General features: G+C 71.5%; 15 protein-coding genes and 1 pseudogene. 7 read left to right on the plus strand and 9 right to left on the minus strand.

Features of this window, described 5'->3' with window-relative positions; translation table 11 throughout:
- Positions 1–7: 7 nt before the first annotated feature.
- Positions 8–820, minus strand: coding sequence for an isocitrate lyase/PEP mutase family protein (locus tag AC2D8W_RS12650; RefSeq protein ID WP_484671825.1), 813 nt, complete (start codon positions 818–820; stop codon positions 8–10).
- Positions 821–976: 156 nt separating this feature from the next.
- Between AC2D8W_RS12650 and recF the strand changes: the two genes are divergently transcribed.
- The 3 genes from recF to AC2D8W_RS12665 all read left to right on the plus strand — a co-directional run bounded on the left by recF (position 977) and on the right by AC2D8W_RS12665 (position 3999).
- Positions 977–2113, plus strand: coding sequence for a DNA replication/repair protein RecF (gene recF / locus AC2D8W_RS12655; protein ID WP_484671826.1), 1137 nt, complete (start codon positions 977–979; stop codon positions 2111–2113).
- Between the two features lie 151 nt (positions 2114–2264).
- On the plus strand, positions 2265–3113 hold the full coding sequence (locus AC2D8W_RS12660; protein ID WP_484671827.1) for an alpha/beta fold hydrolase: 849 nt from the start codon (positions 2265–2267) through the stop codon (positions 3111–3113).
- An 82-nt stretch (positions 3114–3195) separates the two neighbouring features.
- Positions 3196–3999 (plus strand): metallophosphoesterase family protein, encoded by an 804-nt coding sequence (locus AC2D8W_RS12665; protein ID WP_484671828.1) that lies wholly within the window; start codon positions 3196–3198, stop codon positions 3997–3999.
- Here the strand turns inward: AC2D8W_RS12665 and AC2D8W_RS12670 are convergent.
- Entirely contained in the window at positions 3968–4447 is a 480-nt protein-coding gene (locus tag AC2D8W_RS12670; protein WP_484671829.1) for a Crp/Fnr family transcriptional regulator, read from the minus strand. The genes AC2D8W_RS12665 and AC2D8W_RS12670 overlap by 32 nt on opposite strands.
- A 161-nt stretch (positions 4448–4608) precedes the next feature.
- The gene (locus tag AC2D8W_RS12675; protein ID WP_484671830.1) at positions 4609–5847 is read right to left on the minus strand and encodes a TonB family protein; all 1239 of its coding nucleotides are present in this window, start codon (positions 5845–5847) and stop codon (positions 4609–4611) included.
- A 247-nt stretch (positions 5848–6094) separates the two neighbouring features.
- Between AC2D8W_RS12675 and gyrB the strand changes: the two genes are divergently transcribed.
- On the plus strand, positions 6095–8533 hold the full coding sequence (gene gyrB / locus AC2D8W_RS12680) for a DNA topoisomerase (ATP-hydrolyzing) subunit B (protein ID WP_484671831.1): 2439 nt from the start codon (positions 6095–6097) through the stop codon (positions 8531–8533).
- Between the two features lie 75 nt (positions 8534–8608).
- Entirely contained in the window at positions 8609–8869 is a 261-nt protein-coding gene (locus tag AC2D8W_RS12685; protein ID WP_484671832.1) for a DUF378 domain-containing protein, read from the plus strand.
- A 129-nt stretch (positions 8870–8998) separates the two neighbouring features.
- On the opposite strand, the gene AC2D8W_RS12690 is transcribed toward AC2D8W_RS12685, so the two are convergent.
- The gene (locus tag AC2D8W_RS12690; protein ID WP_484671833.1) at positions 8999–9688 is read right to left on the minus strand and encodes a winged helix-turn-helix transcriptional regulator; all 690 of its coding nucleotides are present in this window, start codon (positions 9686–9688) and stop codon (positions 8999–9001) included.
- 186 nt (positions 9689–9874) lie between these two features.
- On the opposite strand from AC2D8W_RS12690, the gene AC2D8W_RS12695 reads away from it, so the two are divergent.
- Both AC2D8W_RS12695 and AC2D8W_RS12700 read left to right on the plus strand, forming a co-directional pair.
- Positions 9875–11005, plus strand: coding sequence for an acyl-CoA dehydrogenase family protein (locus AC2D8W_RS12695; RefSeq protein ID WP_484671834.1), 1131 nt, complete (start codon positions 9875–9877; stop codon positions 11003–11005).
- 175 nt (positions 11006–11180) lie between these two features.
- Complete coding sequence (locus tag AC2D8W_RS12700; RefSeq protein ID WP_484671835.1) at positions 11181–13415, plus strand: TonB-dependent receptor; 2235 nt, start codon at positions 11181–11183, stop codon at positions 13413–13415.
- 18 nt (positions 13416–13433) lie between these two features.
- Here the strand turns inward: AC2D8W_RS12700 and AC2D8W_RS12705 are convergent, their stop codons facing one another.
- The 5 genes and pseudogenes from AC2D8W_RS12705 to AC2D8W_RS12725 form a co-directional block, all read right to left on the minus strand.
- On the minus strand, positions 13434–13574 hold the full coding sequence (locus AC2D8W_RS12705; RefSeq protein WP_484671836.1) for a hypothetical protein: 141 nt from the start codon (positions 13572–13574) through the stop codon (positions 13434–13436).
- 189 nt (positions 13575–13763) lie between these two features.
- Positions 13764–14066, minus strand: coding sequence for an endonuclease domain-containing protein (locus AC2D8W_RS12710; protein WP_484671852.1), 303 nt, complete (start codon positions 14064–14066; stop codon positions 13764–13766).
- A gap of 69 nt (positions 14067–14135) precedes the next feature.
- Positions 14136–15968: pseudogene (gene recQ / locus AC2D8W_RS12715) on the minus strand (DNA helicase RecQ); the annotation flags it as partial.
- Between the two features lie 79 nt (positions 15969–16047).
- Complete coding sequence (locus tag AC2D8W_RS12720; RefSeq protein ID WP_484671837.1) at positions 16048–16512, minus strand: BLUF domain-containing protein; 465 nt, start codon at positions 16510–16512, stop codon at positions 16048–16050.
- Positions 16513–16679: 167 nt separating this feature from the next.
- The coding region (locus tag AC2D8W_RS12725; protein ID WP_484671853.1) for a transposase at positions 16680–16823 on the minus strand (144 nt) is incomplete at its 5' end.

Below are 16823 nucleotides of genomic sequence, written 5' to 3' on the forward strand. Positions count from 1 at the left end.
GCCGAGGTCACCCGCCCGAGAACCGCTTTTGCAGCGCCGGCGCGCCATCGCCGGCGGCCCCCAGGCCGTGGACGTCGCCGGTCTCCAGGAACGCGGCCGCCGTCTTCGCCAGGGCGGCGAACGCCGCACGGAACGTCCCCGTGCCGGCCGAGAGGCGCCGTGCGCCGAGGCTCGCCAGGGTCGCCGCATCGGGGACGCCGGGCCAGGCCATGACGTTCAGAGGCAGCGGCAGCGCCGCCGCCAGCCGCCGGATCAGCTCGGGATCAGCGGCGCCGGGGGTGAACACCCCGCTGGCGCCGGCGTCGGCGTAGAGCCGGCCCCGACGGATGGCCTCCGCCTCGGCCGCGTCGCCTTGCGCAAGCTGGCGCAGGTAGACGTCGGTCCGCGCGTTGATGAAGAGGTCGACGCCGGCCGTCTCCGCGGCGGCGCGGGCGGCGGCGACCTTGCGCGCGTGCAGTTCCGGGTCGCGGCCGCCGTCCTCGAAGTTGATCCCCACCGCGCCGGCGTCGATCACCCGCCTGATGTTGTCGGCGAGGACGCCCAGGTCGTCGGTGAAGCCGCCTTCGAAATCGCAGCTCACCGGCAGGTCGGTGATCCTCACGATCTCGGCCACCACGCGGCAGGTGGTCTCCACGGCCAGCACGTCGCCGTCGGCGTAGCCGTGCGCCCAGGCCACGGCGGCCGAGGACGTGGCGAGCGCCTTGGCCCCGGCCGCCTCCACGGTGGCGGCGGACGCCGCGTCCCACACGTTGGCCAGCACCAGCACCTCGGGGCCCTGGTGCAGCTCGTGGAAGGCTCGGGCTTTGGCGGTCTGGTCCATGTGTCGTTCCTCGTCTCGTCTGTGCGGCCAGGACGCAGATATGGCCACGCCTGTGACATCCGCTGGCGGAATCCGGACCTCAACGGCGCCGAAGACCCGCCGCCGCCGGGTCCCTGGCTGTTCCCGGATCCGGCGGAAACCCGCTAAGACGCCGCGGTGACCGCGACGGCCCTGACCCGCCTCTCCCTGACGGACTTCCGCAGCTACGCGGGCGCCGAGCTGGCGCTCGACGGGCGCCCCGTCTGGCTGGCGGGCCCGAACGGCGCGGGAAAGACCAATCTCCTGGAAGCCGTCAGCTTCCTGATCCCCGGACGCGGCCTCCGCGGCTCGGCCCTGGCCGAGGTGGGCCGCAGGCTGCCCGGCGAGGCGACGGGTCGCGCCTGGGCCGTGTCGGTGACCCTGAGGGCCGGCGGCGACGAGGTCCGTCTGGGCACCGGGGTCGAGCAGGCGGGGGCGGCGCGGCGGGTGGTGCGCGTGGAGGGCCAGCCCGCGCCGCCCGGGCGTCTCGCCGAGCACATGCGCCAGGTCTGGCTGACGCCGGCGCAGGATCGCCTCTTCCTCGAGGGGGCGGCCGAGCGCCGACGCTTCTTCGACCGCCTGGTCTTCGCGGCCGAGCCGCAGCACGCCGTCCATGTCCAGGCCTACGAGAAGGCGCTGCGCGAACGCATGCGCCTGCTCACCGACGGCCCCGCCGACGCCGCCTGGCTCGACGCGCTGGAAGCCCGGCTGGCCGAGTCCGGAACCCTGATGGCAGAGGCGCGGGCGCGCACCCTGGCGGCGCTGGCGGCCGAGATCGCCACGCGCGGCGAACGGCCCTTCCCGCAGGCGCGGCTGTCGCTCACCGGCGACTGGGAACGTATGGCGGGGGAGGGGGCGGACTTCGCCGAGATCGAGGCGCGGCTGGCCCGCGCCCTGGCCGCCGCCCGCGAGCGCGACGCCGCCGCCGGCCGCGCGCTCACCGGACCGCACCGCGGCGACCTCGCCGTCGTCCACGCCGAGAAGGACCGCGCCGCGGCCGAATGCTCCACCGGCGAGCAGAAGGCGCTGATCCTGAACCTGGTGCTCGCCCAGGCCGCCCGGCTCGCCCGCGCCGAGGCGCCCGCCCCGATCCTCCTGCTGGACGAGGTCGCCGCCCACCTCGACGCCCGCCGCCGCGCCGCGCTGTTCGACGAGATCGAGGCCCTGGGCCTGCAGGCGTTCCTCACCGGCGCCGACGAGCCGCTGTTCGAAGGGCTGGCGGGGCGGGCGCAGGGGTTCCGCGTGGAGCCCTCCGGGCTGACCCCCGCAAAGTAGGAAGGCCCGGTCTTTCGTCGACAGCGCCGCCTCGATCGAGATCAGCGAGTCCGAAACGCCCGATCGTCAGGCGTTCGCCAGGATGGGCGGCCGCCGCGTGCAGACCCTCACGCCCTGGCGGACGCGGATCGCCGGGCCTACGCTCGGCCCCATGCCTGACACCCGAACCCTTCGCGCCGGCCAGCTCGACTTCACTGTCGACCTCTACGGCCCCGACGACGGCGCGCCCGTCCTGATGCTGCACGGCTTCCCGCAGTCGCGGGCGGCCTGGCGCGCCCAGGGCGCGGCGCTGGCGGCGGCTGGCTACCGCGCCATCGCGCCCGACCAGCGCGGCTACTCGGCCGGCGCGCGGCCCGACGGCGTCGCGGCCTATGCCGCCGACCTCATCGTCGGCGACGCGCTCGCCCTGATGGACGCCCTGGGGCACGCCCGCTTCCACCTCGTCGGCCACGACTGGGGCGGCCAGATCGCCTGGCTGACGGCGGTGCGCGCGCCCGAGCGGCTCCTGAGCCTCGCCGTCCTCTCGCGGCCGCACCCCGCCGCGTTCGCCCGCGCCTTCGCCGGCGACCCGCGGCAGGCGCAGCGGTCCGGGCATCACAAGGCGCTGCAGGACGACGCCACCGTGACCGCGATGCGCGCGGACGACTTCGCCGGGCTGCGGGCCATGTTCGCCGGCGCCGGCGTCCCCGCCGCCACGGCGCAGGCTTACATCGACACGCTTGCGCCGCCCGGCGCGCTCGAAGCCGCCGTGGCCTGGTACCGCGCCGGCGCCGGCTCACTGCGCGCGGCCGACGTCCCGCCCGTCGCCGCCCGCACCCTCTACGTCTGGGGCGACGCCGACGGCACGGTGGGCCGGATGGCCGCCGAGGCCACCGCCGACTTCGTCACCGGCCCCTACCGGTTCGAGGTGATCGAAGGCGCCGGTCATTTCCTCACCGACGAGGTCCCGGACGCGATCAATCGCCTGTTGTTGCAGCATCTGGCGGCGCCCGCGGCCTGAGCGGGCCGCCCGATTGACGCCGCGGCCGGCGCGGCCCCAGCGTCCGCGCGGGGTTCGGGCCCCGCGTTCGCTGGGGAGGGCGATGCGGATCCTGCTGGTCTCAGACCTGCACTATGCGCTGAAGCAGTATGACTGGACGGCCGCCGCCGCGCCGGCGTTCGACCTCGTGGTCATCGCGGGCGACCACCTCGACATCTCCAGCAGCCTGGACGGCAATGTGCAGGTGGTGGTGATCCTCAAGTACCTGCAGCGGCTGGCGCGCACGACGCGCCTGGTCGTCTCGTCCGGCAACCACGACCTGGACCGGCGGGACGCCGCCGGAGAGCGGATCCCGGCCTGGATCGAGCGGGTGCGCCGCCTCGGCGTGCCTACCGACGGCGACACCCTCGAGCTGGACGCGGCCCGGGTGACCATCTGCCCCTGGTGGGACGGGCCGGCCGCCCGTGCCCGCATCGCCGACCAGCTGGCGCGCGACGCCGCAGCGCCCCGCCGGCCCTGGATCTGGGTCTATCACGCGCCGCCCGCGGACTCGCCCACCAGCTGGGACGGCCGCCGGTCGTGGGGCGACGCCGACCTCTCGGCCTGGATCGAGCTCTACCGCCCCGACATCGTGCTCTGCGGCCACATCCACCAGGCCCCGTTCAAGCGCGAGGGCTCGTGGGTCGATCGCATCGGCGACACCTGGGTCTTCAACGCCGGCCAGCAGATCGGCCCCGAACCGGCGCACGTGATCCTCGACACCGCCCAGCCCGCCGCCGCCTGGATCTCGCTAGCCGGCGCCGAGATCGTGCGCCTGGACGCGCCTCTGTCGCGCCCCGTGGAGTCGCTTGCGGGTCTGCCCGCGTGGGCGCCCGCTATCCCGGGTCCCGGTCCGAGCCCGGCGTGAAGGCCGGGCCCTGGTTGTGCACCAGGGTCTCGAGGATCTCGTCCACGAAGCCCAGGTGGCTGCGCTCGCCCTCGAACTGCCGCTTCAGGTCCACGAGGTAGCCGGTCACCCCGTTCAGCCGCTGCGCCAGCACCCGGGCCAGGTGATAGGCGATCTCGGGGTGCGACCGCAGGAACGTCTCGCCCTCGGTCGACCGGTAGGCGCGGCAGGGCGTCACCGCCCGGACCGTCGCCATGTGCGGCGCGGCCAGAAGCACCGACATCTCGCCGAAGATGGCGCCGGGCTCGGTCACCACGTCGATCTGGAAGTCGCCCTTCACGATCTCGACCTCGCCTCCGATCAGCACATAGAGGCGGCCCGAGGTCTGCCCCTCGTCGAGCAGGGCCTCGCCGGGGGCGAAATCGACGACCGGAAGGTCGCCGCAGAGGTCGAGCAGTTCCGCGGACATGGCCAAGCCATAGGCGACCTCCGCCACGTCCCGCGCGCCAAACCCGCCCCGGCGCCCCCGTCGCCCGCGCCCTGCCTGCGTTTTGGGCGCCGACGCGCCAGCTCATGGGTCTGGGGGCATGGAGAGGCGCCGACCTCAGCCCGGCGGCAGGCGTCAGCCGGTCAGCGAGGTGGCGGCGGCCTGGTGCAATCGTGGTCCTGGCAGTATGTCGTACGCGCCGCCGCGGCGATCTCGGAGGCGAACGAGCTGAGACCGGGTGCGTCCGGGCCGCTCGACGCTACCCGGCGTGCGGCCGGGGCCGTAGTGAAGGCCGTCGCGGCCCGGATGTCGTCCTCGCGCGAGCTTGCCGCGAGGGCCACGGCGGCCTCGTCTACGAGATCGGCCAGGACGCGGCGGAGCGCCTTCTCCACCAGTTCGGCCGTCATCTTCGAGACAGGGTCGCCGGTTTCCGAGGCGGCCTTCAGCCTCGCGAGCTGCACCCCGATCCCGGGTTCCATCTGCTTTATCGGATCCAGCGCCGCCATGAGCTCCCGTGCGGCCTGGACTGCGGGTGACGGCGCCTGTTCCGTGGCCGGGGCGGAGGCTCCGGATGAGGGGGGCTGCAGCGGCAGGCCGGCTCCGTCGCACGTTTCGCGGCCGCAGAGCGTCCGGCTCACCTCCGCGCCGATCAGGTCCGCCATGCGCGGTACGGCGCGCGTGATCGCCGCGGCGACCTCCTCTCCGCTTCGCTGGAGCACCGCGGCGCCGGGCGATCCTGCGAAGTCGTGGAACGCCATGATCTCGTCTCTGGAGAGGTCCGCCGTCATGGCCTGCGCGAGGGCTTCGCGCGCCCCGGATTTCCGCGCCTCGATCGCCCGTCGAAGCGCAGCGGTCGCCGCCGCCCGGGACGCCTTGGGCGTCGCTGCGCCGTCGTCCTGTTCCAGAGCCGTCAGGTCTGCGTCGAGAGAGGCGAGAAACAATGGCGCCAGCTCCAGGGCGTCAACGGCCCGGAGGGCCTCCGCCGATGGAGGTCCCGCCGGCCGCCGGGAATCGCTGCGCGGCGGAAGTGTGAAGCGGACCGGAATGCAGACGGTCCCGCCCGACACAGGCACGCCGGCGAACAGTCTTGGCTTCATCCGGAAGCTGGAACTCATCCGAATGGCCGCGACGCCGAAGCCCAGGTCTGCGGGGACCTCACGGTCCACGTTGCAGCCGCTCAGCCGACCCCTCTCGTCCACGTCGCAGCTGATCTGCGCCAAACCTTCGATCTCGAGCAGCAGAGGCGCCTTGGGATAGTTGGCGGACAGAAGCTCTGGCGAGGGGAGCTCGGCCCAGTCAGGCTCGACCACAGTCGCGACCCGGTCCGCGGCCGTGGCCGCCCACGGCGCGAAGACCAGTGCCGCCAGCAGCCACCTCTCCAAGCCGCCCCCCGACGTTCGCGCTCTGCCGGAGCGTAATGCCGAAAGAATGGAACTCAAACCTTCGCGCGCGCACGCGTACGCGGGAGGTGCATAAGGCGCCGGGAACCCCTATATTCCACAACGAGAATCGGCCCGCGAACGGCCGGCGGCGGCGCCTCTTCATCCTGCGGGCGGCGCCCTCAACCCCTCTATCGGATCGGGCCGGGCGTCCAGGTGGGCGTTCCGGGCGGATTCAACCGGACGCGTGATGAGCGAAGACAGCGAGACCCCCGAGACCGGGAATGGCGGCAACGGCGCGGCCGAGTACGGCGCGGAGTCCATCAAGGTCCTGAAGGGGCTGGACGCCGTCCGCAAGCGCCCGGGCATGTACATCGGCGACACCGACGACGGCTCGGGCCTGCACCACATGGTCTACGAGGTGGTGGACAACGCCATCGACGAGGCGCTGGCGGGCTGGGCGACGCGCGTCGAGGTGATCCTCAACGCCGACGGCTCGTGCACGGTCACCGACGACGGCCGCGGCATCCCCACCGACATCCACGAGGGCGAGGGCGTCTCGGCGGCCGAGGTCATCATGACCCAGCTGCACGCGGGCGGGAAATTCGACCAGAACAGCTACAAGGTCTCGGGCGGCCTGCACGGCGTGGGCGTGTCGGTCGTGAACGCGCTCTCCGACTTCCTGAAGCTGAAGATCCATCGCAACGGCAAGGTCCACGAGATGGAGTTCCGTCTCGGCGACGCCGTCTCGCCGCTCGTGGTGACGGGCGATTCGCCGCTCCGCGAGAACGGCGAGCCGCTGACCGGCACCGAGGTCACCTTCCTGCCCTCGCTCGACACCTTCAAGTTCATCGACTTCGACCTGAAGACCCTGGAGCACCGCCTGCGCGAGCTGGCGTTCCTGAACTCGGGCGTGACCATCTGGCTGAAGGACCTGCGCGGCGCCGAGCCGTTCGAGGAGGTCATGAGCTACGAGGGCGGCATCGAGGCCTTCGTGCGCCACCTCGACAAGGCCAAGACCCCGCTCATCAAGCAGCCGATCGTGATCCGGGGCCGCCGCGAGTCGGTCGAGGTCGACATGTCGCTCTGGTGGAACGACGGCTACCACGAGAACGTCCTCTGCTTCACGAACAACATCCCGCAGCGCGACGGCGGCACGCACCTGGCGGCCTTCCGCTCGGCCCTGACCCGGATCATCACCAACTACGCGGAGAGTTCGGGCGCGGCGAAGCGCGAGAAGGTCAGCGTCTCGGGCGAGGACGCCCGCGAGGGCCTGACCTGCGTGCTGTCGGTCAAGGTGCCCGATCCCAAGTTCTCGTCGCAGACCAAGGACAAGCTGGTCAGCTCCGAGGTGCGCCCGGCCGTGGAGGGACTGGTGGGCGAGGGGCTCGCGACCTGGTTCGAGGAGCACCCGAACGAAGCCAAGATGATCGTGCAGAAGATCGCCGAGGCCGCCGCCGCCCGCGAGGCCGCGCGCAAGGCCCGCGAGCTCACGCGCCGCAAGTCCGCGCTCGACATCACCAGCCTGCCCGGCAAGCTCGCCGACTGCTCCGAGAAGGACCCGGCCAAGTCCGAGATCTTCCTGGTGGAGGGCGACTCCGCCGGCGGCTCGGCCAAGCAGGCGCGCAACCGCGAGAACCAGGCGATCCTGCCCCTGCGCGGCAAGATCCTGAACGTCGAGCGCGCCCGCTTCGACAAGATGCTGTCGTCCGAGCAGGTGGGCACGCTGATCATGGCGCTCGGCGCCGGCATCGGGCGCGACGAGTTCGATATCGAGAAGCTGCGCTACCACAAGATCGTCATCATGACGGACGCCGACGTCGACGGCGCCCACATCCGGACCCTGCTGCTCACCTTCTTCTACCGGCAGATGCCGGAGGTGATCGAGAAGGGCTACCTCTACATCGCCCAGCCGCCGCTCTACAAAGCGTCCAAGGGCAAGTCCGTCCGCTACCTGAAGGACGACGCCGAGCTCGAGGTCTACCTGATCGACGAGGGCGTCGACGGCGCGACGCTGGACCTCGCCGACGGCACGCGCATGACCGGCGCCGACCTCCTGGCCCTGGTGCAGCAGTCGCGCGCGGCCAAGGCCAACATCGAGCGCCTGGCCGCCCGCGCGCCGGCCTTTGCCATCGAGCAGGCGGCGCTGGCGGGCCTGCTGGGCAACGCCGAGGACGTGGCCGCGGCCGCCCGGCGGCTCGATCTCTATGCCGAGGAAGGCGACGGCGCCTGGACCGGCGAGCCCGCGGCCGGGGGCGGCTACGCCTTCAGCCGGATCAAGCGCGGCGTCTCCGAGAAACTCGTGCTGGACGACCTGCTGCTGCACGCCGCCGACGCGCGGCGCCTCGCCGAGCGCGCGGCCAAGATGAGCGAGACCTTCTCGGGCGTGGCCACCTTCACGCGCCGCGACCGCACGTCGAAGGTCCGCGGCCCGCTGGACCTGGTGAACGCGGTGATGGACAACGGCCGCCGGGGCCTCTCCATCCAGCGCTACAAGGGCCTGGGCGAGATGAACGCCGAGCAGCTCTGGGAGACGACGCTCGACGTCGAGGCCCGCACCCTCCTGCAGGTAAAGGTGAACCACGCCGACGACGCCGACGACATGTTCACCCGCCTGATGGGCGACCTGGTCGAGCCCCGCCGCGAGTTCATCCAGGAAAACGCCCTCGACGCCGAGGTGGACGTCTAAGTCGCTGATCGTCGGGAACATTCGCAGGCGGCGCGTCTTACCGGGCCACGGCTTTCCGCCGTACTGGAGGACCAAATGAAGTGGCTCAACCTGCTGACCCTGCTTCTGGTCATAATCGGCGGCGTCAACTGGGGCGTGGTGGCGATCGGCGGCCATGAAGCCGACCTCGTGGCCAACCTGTTCGGCGGCGACGAAGCGGCCGCCGCAAGGGTGGTCTATGTGCTCGTGGGCCTGTCGGCCTTCTGGCAGATCATGCCCTGGCTGCGATCCATGAAGACCAGCGAGGTGGAGGCCGAGGCCGCCCACCGTCGCCACACCCCGGCTGCGGGCCGCTAGACACGGACCTGGAGCGCGTTTCGGCTCCCACGTTCCAAGACGCGCTCCCGGCTCGCCCGCCGCGACCACCGAAGACAGCTTGCACGGGCGCTGCCGCCCTCGTGGCGGCGGCGCTTGCAGGTGTACGGTTCACCCCGCCAGCCGCGCCTCGCGCGCGAAGGGGCTGAGGCCCAGCCACGTCTGCATGTCGGCCGCGAGCTTGCGATCGCCCACGAGCTTGAGCCGTTCCGCCGCGGTCGCCGCACGCACGGTCTCGAGGCCCATCCAGATCGCCGTCATCGTGCGCAGGTCGCTGGTGGCGTAGAGATCGACGTCGAAGCCAGGGTCGACGCTGCAGAGATCGACTCCCTCTCGCGGTCCCACGACCAGCCACCACGAGCGTTGCCCCGCGGGAGCGTCAGGATACTGGAACTCGATCACGCACCGCCGCGCGGGCAACGGCGACGGGTCGAGGTTGCGCCGCATGTCCCACATCAACAGCCGGGCGTCGCGCTGCTGCAGGGCGAGTTCGGGATCCACCCAGCGCTGGCCCCAACGTCCGATCGCCTCGATGATGGGAATCAGGTCGCGCCCCGCCTCGGTGAGGACGTACTCGGGCGCGCCGCCGTCCACCGACCGTCGGACGACCTCGGCGGCCTCGAGCGCCTTCAGCCGTTGCGAGAGCAGCGCCGGCGAGAGGCGCGGCAGTCCTCGGCGAAGATCGTTGAAGCGCGTGGATCCGGCGCCGAGCTCCCGAAGGATCAGCAAAGTCCATCGCGCGCCGATCACTTCGGCCGCCATCGCGACCGGGCAGAACTGGGCATAGGCCGTCTCGTTCATCACAGCCTCCTGACGCCGACCGTTCCTGCGGAGCCTAGGCCCCGGCGCGTCGTGTCGCCAGTTCAGATCCTGTACCGCGAAGATTCAGATCCTGAACTGGCGGGCGCCGGCCCCACTCGACATGGTCGCGGCCAATGGCGGCGACGTCGCCGCGACCCAAGGGAACCTTTCATGGACGACGCCGGCATGGCCTCAACCCTCACTCCGATCGCAAGCTGGACCGCCCGGGCCGAAGCCGTCGCCCGGGAGATCGCGCCCGCGGCCACCCGTCACGACGCGGACGACAGCTTCGTGGCCGACAGCTTCGCGCACCTGAAAGCGGAAGGCTTCTTCAAGGCGCACGTCCCAGCCGAGCTTGGCGGGGGCGGAGCCACCTACGCCGAAGTCTGCGAGATCGTGCGCATCGTGGGGGCTGCATGCGGCTCCACCGGCCTCGCCTTCTCGATGCACTGCCATCTCGTCGCCCTGGCCGCCTGGCGCTGGCGCCACGAGGGCGCGCCCACGGACGGACTGTTGCGCCGGGTGGCGGCAGAGGACCTCGTGCTGGTATCCAGCGGCGGTTCTGACTGGCTCGACGGCTCGGGTCACGCGGTCCGGGTCGAAGGCGGCTTCCGCGTCACCGCGCGCAAGGTCTTCGCCAGCGGCTGCCTCGCCGGAGACCTGATCAGCACCAGCGCCATCTACGACGATCCGGACGCGGGCCCAACGGTCCTGCATTTCGCCGCTCCACTGAAGGCCGAGGGTGTGGCCATCCTCGAGACCTGGCGGACGCTCGGCATGCGCGGCACGGGCTCGCACGACGTCGAGATGAGCGGTGTCTTCGTTCCCGACTCGGCCGTCACCGGCCGCCGCGCGCCGGGCCGCTGGCATCCCCTGTTCCACGCGATCAGCCTGCTCGCCTTCCCGATCATCTACTCCGCCTACCTGGGCGTGGCGCAGGCCGCCCGCGACAAGGCGGTGGAGGTCGCCCGCCGCAAGACGGCGGACGAGGCGCTCATGCTGTCCACAGGCGAGATGGAGACCGTGCTTGCCGCGGCCCGGCTCGCGGTGGGCGACATGATCCGCAACGCCGAGACGTCGAGGCCGGGACCAGAGGCGACCAACCGGGCGATGATCGGGCGCACGCTGGCGGGGCAGGCTTGCCTCAGGACGGTGGAGCGGGCGATGGAAGTGGCGGGCGGCGCCTCGTTCTATCGCAGTCTCGGCCTCGAGCGGGCCTTCCGCGACATCCAGGGCGCGCGGTTCCACCCGCTCCAGGAGAAGCCGCAGCAGCGGTTCGCCGGGCGCCTCGCGCTCGGCCTTGATCTCGACGGCTGAGCTGGGGCCGCCGAGATTTTGGGCGCCCCGGCCGCGACTGTGGCTCCATGATCACGCAGCGGCGACGATCGTGTGACAGTGTCCGGCGAACGGCGGCGCTTAAGCCCCAGGTGGTGTAGCTGGGAGTCCCAGAGGCGAGTCGCAATCGCCGCCCACTCCTCTGGGGATCTCTCTCATGACGCGTTCCACCGCACTGCGGGCCCTGCTGGCCGCCGGCGCTTCCGCCGCCACCCTCGCCTTCGCCGTCTCCGCGGCCGCGGCCGACGACGTCACCGACGTCGGCGAGGTCATCGTCACGGCGCAGAAGAAGGCCGAGAACATCAACGAGGTGCCGCTCTCGGTCACCGCCGTCAGCGGCCAGAAGCTGGACGCGATCCGCTCGTCGGGCGGCGACATCCGCGTCTTCTCGGCCCGCGTGCCCAGCCTGACGCTCGAGTCCAGCTTCGGCCGCACCTTCCCGCGCCCCTACATCCGCGGCCTCGGGAACACCGACTTCGACCTCAACGCCAGCCAGCCGGTCTCGTTCGTCTACGACGAGGTCGTGCTGGAAACGCCGGTCCTGAAGGGCTTCCCGCTCTTCGACATCGACCAGGTGGAAGTGCTGCGCGGGCCGCAGGGCACCCTCTTCGGCCGCAACACCCCGGCGGGCGTGCTGAAGTTCGATTCCGCCAAGCCCAGCCAGACGTTCGGCGGCTACGCGAGCGCGTCCTACGCCACCTTCTCGACGATCAACCTGGAAGGCGCGGTCGGCGGGCCGATCATTGCCGACGTGCTCGCCTTCCGCCTGTCGGGCCTCTACCAGCACCGCGACGACTGGGTCGACAACACCCAGGCGCCGGGCGACAACGACAGCGAGGGCTACAACCAGTACGCCTTCCGCGGCCAGCTGCTGTGGACGCCCACCGAGTCGCTCTCGGCCCTGCTGAACCTGCACTACCAGCACCTGAACGGCACGCCGCGGGTGTTCCGGGCCAACATCATCCAGCGCGGGACCAACAACTTCGTCCCCGGCTTCGACCGCGACACCATCAGCCAGGACGCCCAGAGCCGGGCGATCCAGAAGGTGCAGTCGTCGGGCGCCAGCCTGAAGGTCGCCTACGACTTCGGCGAGGGGATGCCCGAGCTCACCTCGATCACCGCCTACGAGATGGTGGACACCTATTCGCGCGGCGACATCGACGGCGGCTTCGGCGCGGCCTTCGCCCCGCCCTCGGGCCCCGGCGTGATCCCGTTCCCGTCCGAGAGCGCGGACGGGGTCCCGTTCCACCGCCAGTTCAGCCAGGAGTTCCGCCTGGCCGGCGACAGCGGCCCGCTCGGCTACACGGTCGGGTTCTACTACTTCAACGAAAGCATCAAGATCGACAGCTACAGCTTCAACACCCTGGCGGGCGGCGCCATCGACGGCTTCGCCTACCAGAACCAGAAGACCGAAAGCTGGGCGCTGTTCGCCAACCTCGACTACGAGATCTCCGACCAGCTGACCGTGGGCGGCGGCATCCGCTACTCGGACGACGACAAGGACTTCCTGGCCCAGCGCACCCGCTCGCCCTTCGGCGCGCCGCCGACCGCGATCCTGCGCACCAGCCCCGACGCCAGCGAGGTCAGCTTCAACCTCAACGCCAGCTATGCGGTGAACGACGACCTCAACCTCTACGGCCGGATCGCCCGCGGCTACCGGGCGCCGTCCGTGCAGGGCCGCCTGGTGTTCGGCGACACCCTCTCGGTCGCCGACAAGGAGACGGTGATGTCCTACGAGGCGGGGCTGAAAGGCCGCGCCGGCGGCCGCATCCGCTACGACGCCTCGGTCTTCTACTACCGGGCCAACGACCTGCAGGTGACGGCCGTGGGCGGCGGGGCCAACTTCAACCGCCTGCTCAACGCCGACAAGGCCACCGGCTACGGCTTCGAGTTCAACGCCGAGGCCGAGCCCGTGGACCGGCTGCTGATCACCGCCGGGCTGTCGTACAACAACACCGAGATCGACGATCCGGCCCTGTTCACCCAGCCCTGCGGCGCGCCCTGCACGGTGCTGGACCCGGCCAGCCCGATCGCCGGCACGGTGCGCATCGACGGCAACAGCCTGCCGAACGCGCCCAAGTGGATCGCCAACATCACCGCCGGCTACTCCTGGCCGATGGGCGAGGGCGAGATCTTCGTCTTCACCGACTGGGCCTACCGCTCGAAGGTCAACTTCTTCCTCTACCAGTCGGTCGAGTTCACCGACGACAAGCTGCTGGAAGGCGGGGTCCGGCTGGGCTACCGCGCGCCGGGCGGGATGTGGGAGGCGGCGCTCTTCGGGCGCAACATCACCAACGACCGCAGCCTGGAAGGCGGCATCGACTTCAACAACCTCACCGGCTTCGTGAACGACCCGCGCATCCTGGGCGCGGAGGTGAAGGCGAAGTTCTGACGCCCGGAGCCGCGCCGCTCAGGCCCGCGGGCCCAGGGCGGCGCGTTCCGCCACGGCGGAGTCGTGTCCGGCGCCGTTCCTGCTCGTCAGGATCACCGTGGCGAAGAGGGCGATGAGGGCGGCCATCAGGCCGAGGAGGGGTTTACGCAACTGGCTCATGGGCGGCTGATAATTCGGCCGTGCCCAAGCTGCAGCTTAATTCCCCGCAATATTCCCCCGCTCGCGGGGGAAAGCGGCGCGAGCTCCGAAGGAGCGAGTCGCCGATGGGGGAAGCGCTATCTTGGTCTGCTTCCCCCATCGACCCTCGTGCTTCGCACGTCGGGCCACTTCCCCCGCGCGCGGGGGAAGCTACTCGGACTCCAGCGCTCCGAGAACGGTGAGCACGGCCGCGTTCATGTCTTCGAAGACAAGACGCGCCGGAAGCCTCAGCACCCGCACGCCATGAGCGCGGAGGAAGGCGTCCCGCCGAGCGTCGCGTGACGGTTGATCGCCCATTCCGTGCCCCTGGCCGTCGACCTCCACGGCCAGCTGCTTCGCGGGACAGTAGAAGTCGAGCACGTAGGGGTCGAAGGGGTGTTGCCGCCTGAACTTGTAGCCCTCGAGCCGCTTCCCCTTCAGTTGCTGCCAGAGCAGCCGCTCGGGCGGCGACATTTCGGCCCTGAGTTGCCGCGCAAGCTCCACCGTCGTGATGGGTGGTGGCGCCTCCTCGACGAACCCCGCCACCACCTCGAGCACCGCCGCGCCGTAGTGGGCGAGCTTGGCTTCGCCGACGCCGTTGAGCCCGGCCAGGGCCGCGCGGCTGCCGGGCCGCGCCGAGGCGATCTCGGCCAGGGTGCGGTCGTGGAAGATGACGTAGGGCGGCACGTGCTGGGCCTTGGCCTCGGCGGCGCGCCAGGCGCGCAGGGCGTCGAACAGCGGCCGGTCCGCCGCCTGGACCGCCATGGCCTCGCGTCCCTTGCGGCCTCGGCCGCGGGCGCCGCGCTCTTCGCCGGCCGCCGCCTTGCGCATCAGCACCGGCCGCTCCCCGCGGAACACCGCCCGCACGGCGTCGGCGTCGCCGAGGCCCACCAGCGGCCGCCCGTCGTTCGGCGTCTCGCGCAGCAGCCCCTCGAAGACGAGCTGCTCGGTCAGGTCCTTCCACTGCGCGGCCGAAAGCTCCTGCCCGATGCCCCAGGTTGAAAGCCCGGTTTCCCAGGCCGACGGGTCCTTGGTCCGCGCGAGCAGGTGGTCCACCAGCCGGCCGCGCCCGAAGCGGCCGCCCAGCCGGTGCGCCGCCGACAGCGCCTTCTGGGCCGCCACCGTGGCGTCCTCGGTCGCCACGGCGCCGGTGCACAGGTCGCACTGCCCGCAGGCCTCGACCCCCTCCTCGCCGAAGTAGCGCCGGACCGCCGCGGCCCGGCACGAGACGCCGTCCAGCATGGCGTAGAGCTGACGGACCTTCCGCGCCTGGGTCTGCTTGACGCCCTCGTCCACGTCGCGCTCGGCCAGCCGCCGGTAGGCCCAGGCCATGTCCGCGGCGCCGTAGAGGGTGATGCCCTCGGCGGGCTCGCCGTCGCGTCCGGCGCGGCCCACCTCCTGCCAGTAGGCCTCGATCGACGCCGGCGGGTCGGCGTGGATCACGAACCGGACGTCCGGCTTGTCCACCCCCATGCCGAAGGCGATGGTCGCCACCATCACCGCGGCGTCGGCTTCCAGGAACTGCTCGAGCCGGTCCGCGCGCAGCCGCTTCTCCAGCCCCGCATGGTAGGCCAGGGCGTCGACGCCTGCGTCCCGCAGCGACTGGGCCAGGGTCTCGGTCTTCTCGCGCGACCCGGCGTAGACCACGCCCGAGCGGCCGGCGCGCGCGGTGACCAGCTCGACCACACGCTTCTCGGCCGAGCCGCGCTTGCGCTCGGCCGACAGGATGAGCTCGGGCCGCGCGAAGCTGGCCACGAATTCGGGCGAGTCCTGCAGGCGAAGCTCGGCGCGGATGTCCTCCCGCGTCCGGGCGTCGGCCGTCGCCGTCACCGCCAGCCGGGGCACGCCCGGGAACAGCTCGGCGAGGCGGCCCAGCATGCGATACTCGGGCCGGAAGTCGTGGCCCCACTGGCTGACGCAGTGCGCCTCGTCGATCGCGACGATGGAGAGCGGCGTCCGGGAGAGGCGGTCCAGCATGGCCGGCTGCATCAGGCCCTCGGGCGAGACGTACAGCAGGTCCAGCGCGCCGGCCTCGATGCGCCGCCAGGTCTCGGCGCGCTCGTCCAGGTCGATCATGGAATCCAGCCGGGCGGCGGCCACGCCCGACTGCACCAGCGCCGCCACCTGGTCGGTCATCAGCGCGATCAGCGGCGAGACCACCAGGCCCAGGCCGGGCCGAACCAGCGCCGGGATCTGGTAGCAGAGGCTCTTGCCGCCGCCCGTGGGCAGCACCGCCAGGGCGTTGCGGCCCGCCAGCACCTCGGCGATCACGTCGGCCTGCAGGCCGCGGAACGCCTCGTGCCCGAACACGCGCCGCAGGACGTCGCGGGCGGCCTCCATGGGCCGCGGCTCGGCCTCGGCGAGGACTGCGCTCATGGGCCGGTTATGGCGCGCTCCGTCCTGAGGCGCCAGCCGCCGTTCCGGTTTTGGTCCCGAGCTTCCTGTGGAGGACCGCTCAGAGCATGGCGCGGAGCTGGGTGCGGGACTGGATTCCGCGAACGGTCTTGAGCAGCCGAAGGGCGGCCCGGGCCGACAGGCTCTCGGGCGCGAAGGTCTCGCGCTGGCCCAGTGTCCGCAGGATGGCGTCGTCCGCCGCGCTCATGCCGCGGGCGCACATGTTCCAGTCGCCGAACTCGCGCGCGCCGGCCGGGCCGGCCGAAAGCACCTTGCACTCCGCGTGTCGCGGGTCGTCGTTGATCCGGCGATAGGTCGTCAGCACCGCCTCGGCCGGCCCTTCCAGGGACTGCACGAAGTAGCCCTGGTGCACGAGCAGCAGGCCGGTGAGGTTCACCTCGCGATTGTTCCGGATCGAGGCGCGGATGATCTCGCCGACTTCGTGGTCGAGGTCGTGCGGCGCGATGCGCTGCCGACTGCAGTAGATGAGCCTGTGGAGCGTTCGGGCGCCTGAAATCTGCTGCATGGGGGGTTCACATTGTTACTGAACCGCCAGCATGACACCCAAGGTTCAAGATTCACCTAATCTCACGGGCATTTGGGGCCGGACAGGCCCCATCTCTCCGAACTGGAGCGCGTTCCCGCGGCGAAGCCGGCTTCCACTCGCCGACGCGCTCTAGGTTCCGGACTCAATCAGGTCCACCAGGTGACGACGGCGGCGAGGTAGACGGTCGCGGCGAAGACGGCTGCGAGTTTGTCGTAGCGGGTAGCGATGCGCCGCCAGTCCTTCAGGCGGCAGAACATGCGCTCGATGAGGTTGCGCTCTCGGTAGAGGGG

The organism is Phenylobacterium sp. T106 (assembly GCF_057219735.1).

What these genes read in the sequence shown, in the direction of transcription:
- AC2D8W_RS12650 (WP_484671825.1), bottom strand. Translation starts at nt 820, where the DNA reads ATGGACCAGACCGCCAAAGCCCGAGCCTTCCACGAGCTGCACCAGGGC.
- AC2D8W_RS12660 (WP_484671827.1), top strand. Translation starts at nt 2,265, where the DNA reads ATGCCTGACACCCGAACCCTTCGCGCCGGCCAGCTCGACTTCACTGTC.
- AC2D8W_RS12665 (WP_484671828.1), top strand. Translation starts at nt 3,196, where the DNA reads ATGCGGATCCTGCTGGTCTCAGACCTGCACTATGCGCTGAAGCAGTAT.
- AC2D8W_RS12670 (WP_484671829.1), bottom strand. Translation starts at nt 4,447, where the DNA reads ATGTCCGCGGAACTGCTCGACCTCTGCGGCGACCTTCCGGTCGTCGAT.
- gyrB (WP_484671831.1), top strand. Translation starts at nt 6,095, where the DNA reads ATGAGCGAAGACAGCGAGACCCCCGAGACCGGGAATGGCGGCAACGGC.
- AC2D8W_RS12685 (WP_484671832.1), top strand. Translation starts at nt 8,609, where the DNA reads ATGAAGTGGCTCAACCTGCTGACCCTGCTTCTGGTCATAATCGGCGGC.
- AC2D8W_RS12690 (WP_484671833.1), bottom strand. Translation starts at nt 9,688, where the DNA reads ATGAACGAGACGGCCTATGCCCAGTTCTGCCCGGTCGCGATGGCGGCC.
- AC2D8W_RS12695 (WP_484671834.1), top strand. Translation starts at nt 9,875, where the DNA reads ATGGCCTCAACCCTCACTCCGATCGCAAGCTGGACCGCCCGGGCCGAA.
- AC2D8W_RS12700 (WP_484671835.1), top strand. Translation starts at nt 11,181, where the DNA reads ATGACGCGTTCCACCGCACTGCGGGCCCTGCTGGCCGCCGGCGCTTCC.
- AC2D8W_RS12705 (WP_484671836.1), bottom strand. Translation starts at nt 13,574, where the DNA reads ATGAGCCAGTTGCGTAAACCCCTCCTCGGCCTGATGGCCGCCCTCATC.
- AC2D8W_RS12710 (WP_484671852.1), bottom strand. Translation starts at nt 14,066, where the DNA reads ATGTCGCCGCCCGAGCGGCTGCTCTGGCAGCAACTGAAGGGGAAGCGG.
- AC2D8W_RS12720 (WP_484671837.1), bottom strand. Translation starts at nt 16,512, where the DNA reads ATGCAGCAGATTTCAGGCGCCCGAACGCTCCACAGGCTCATCTACTGC.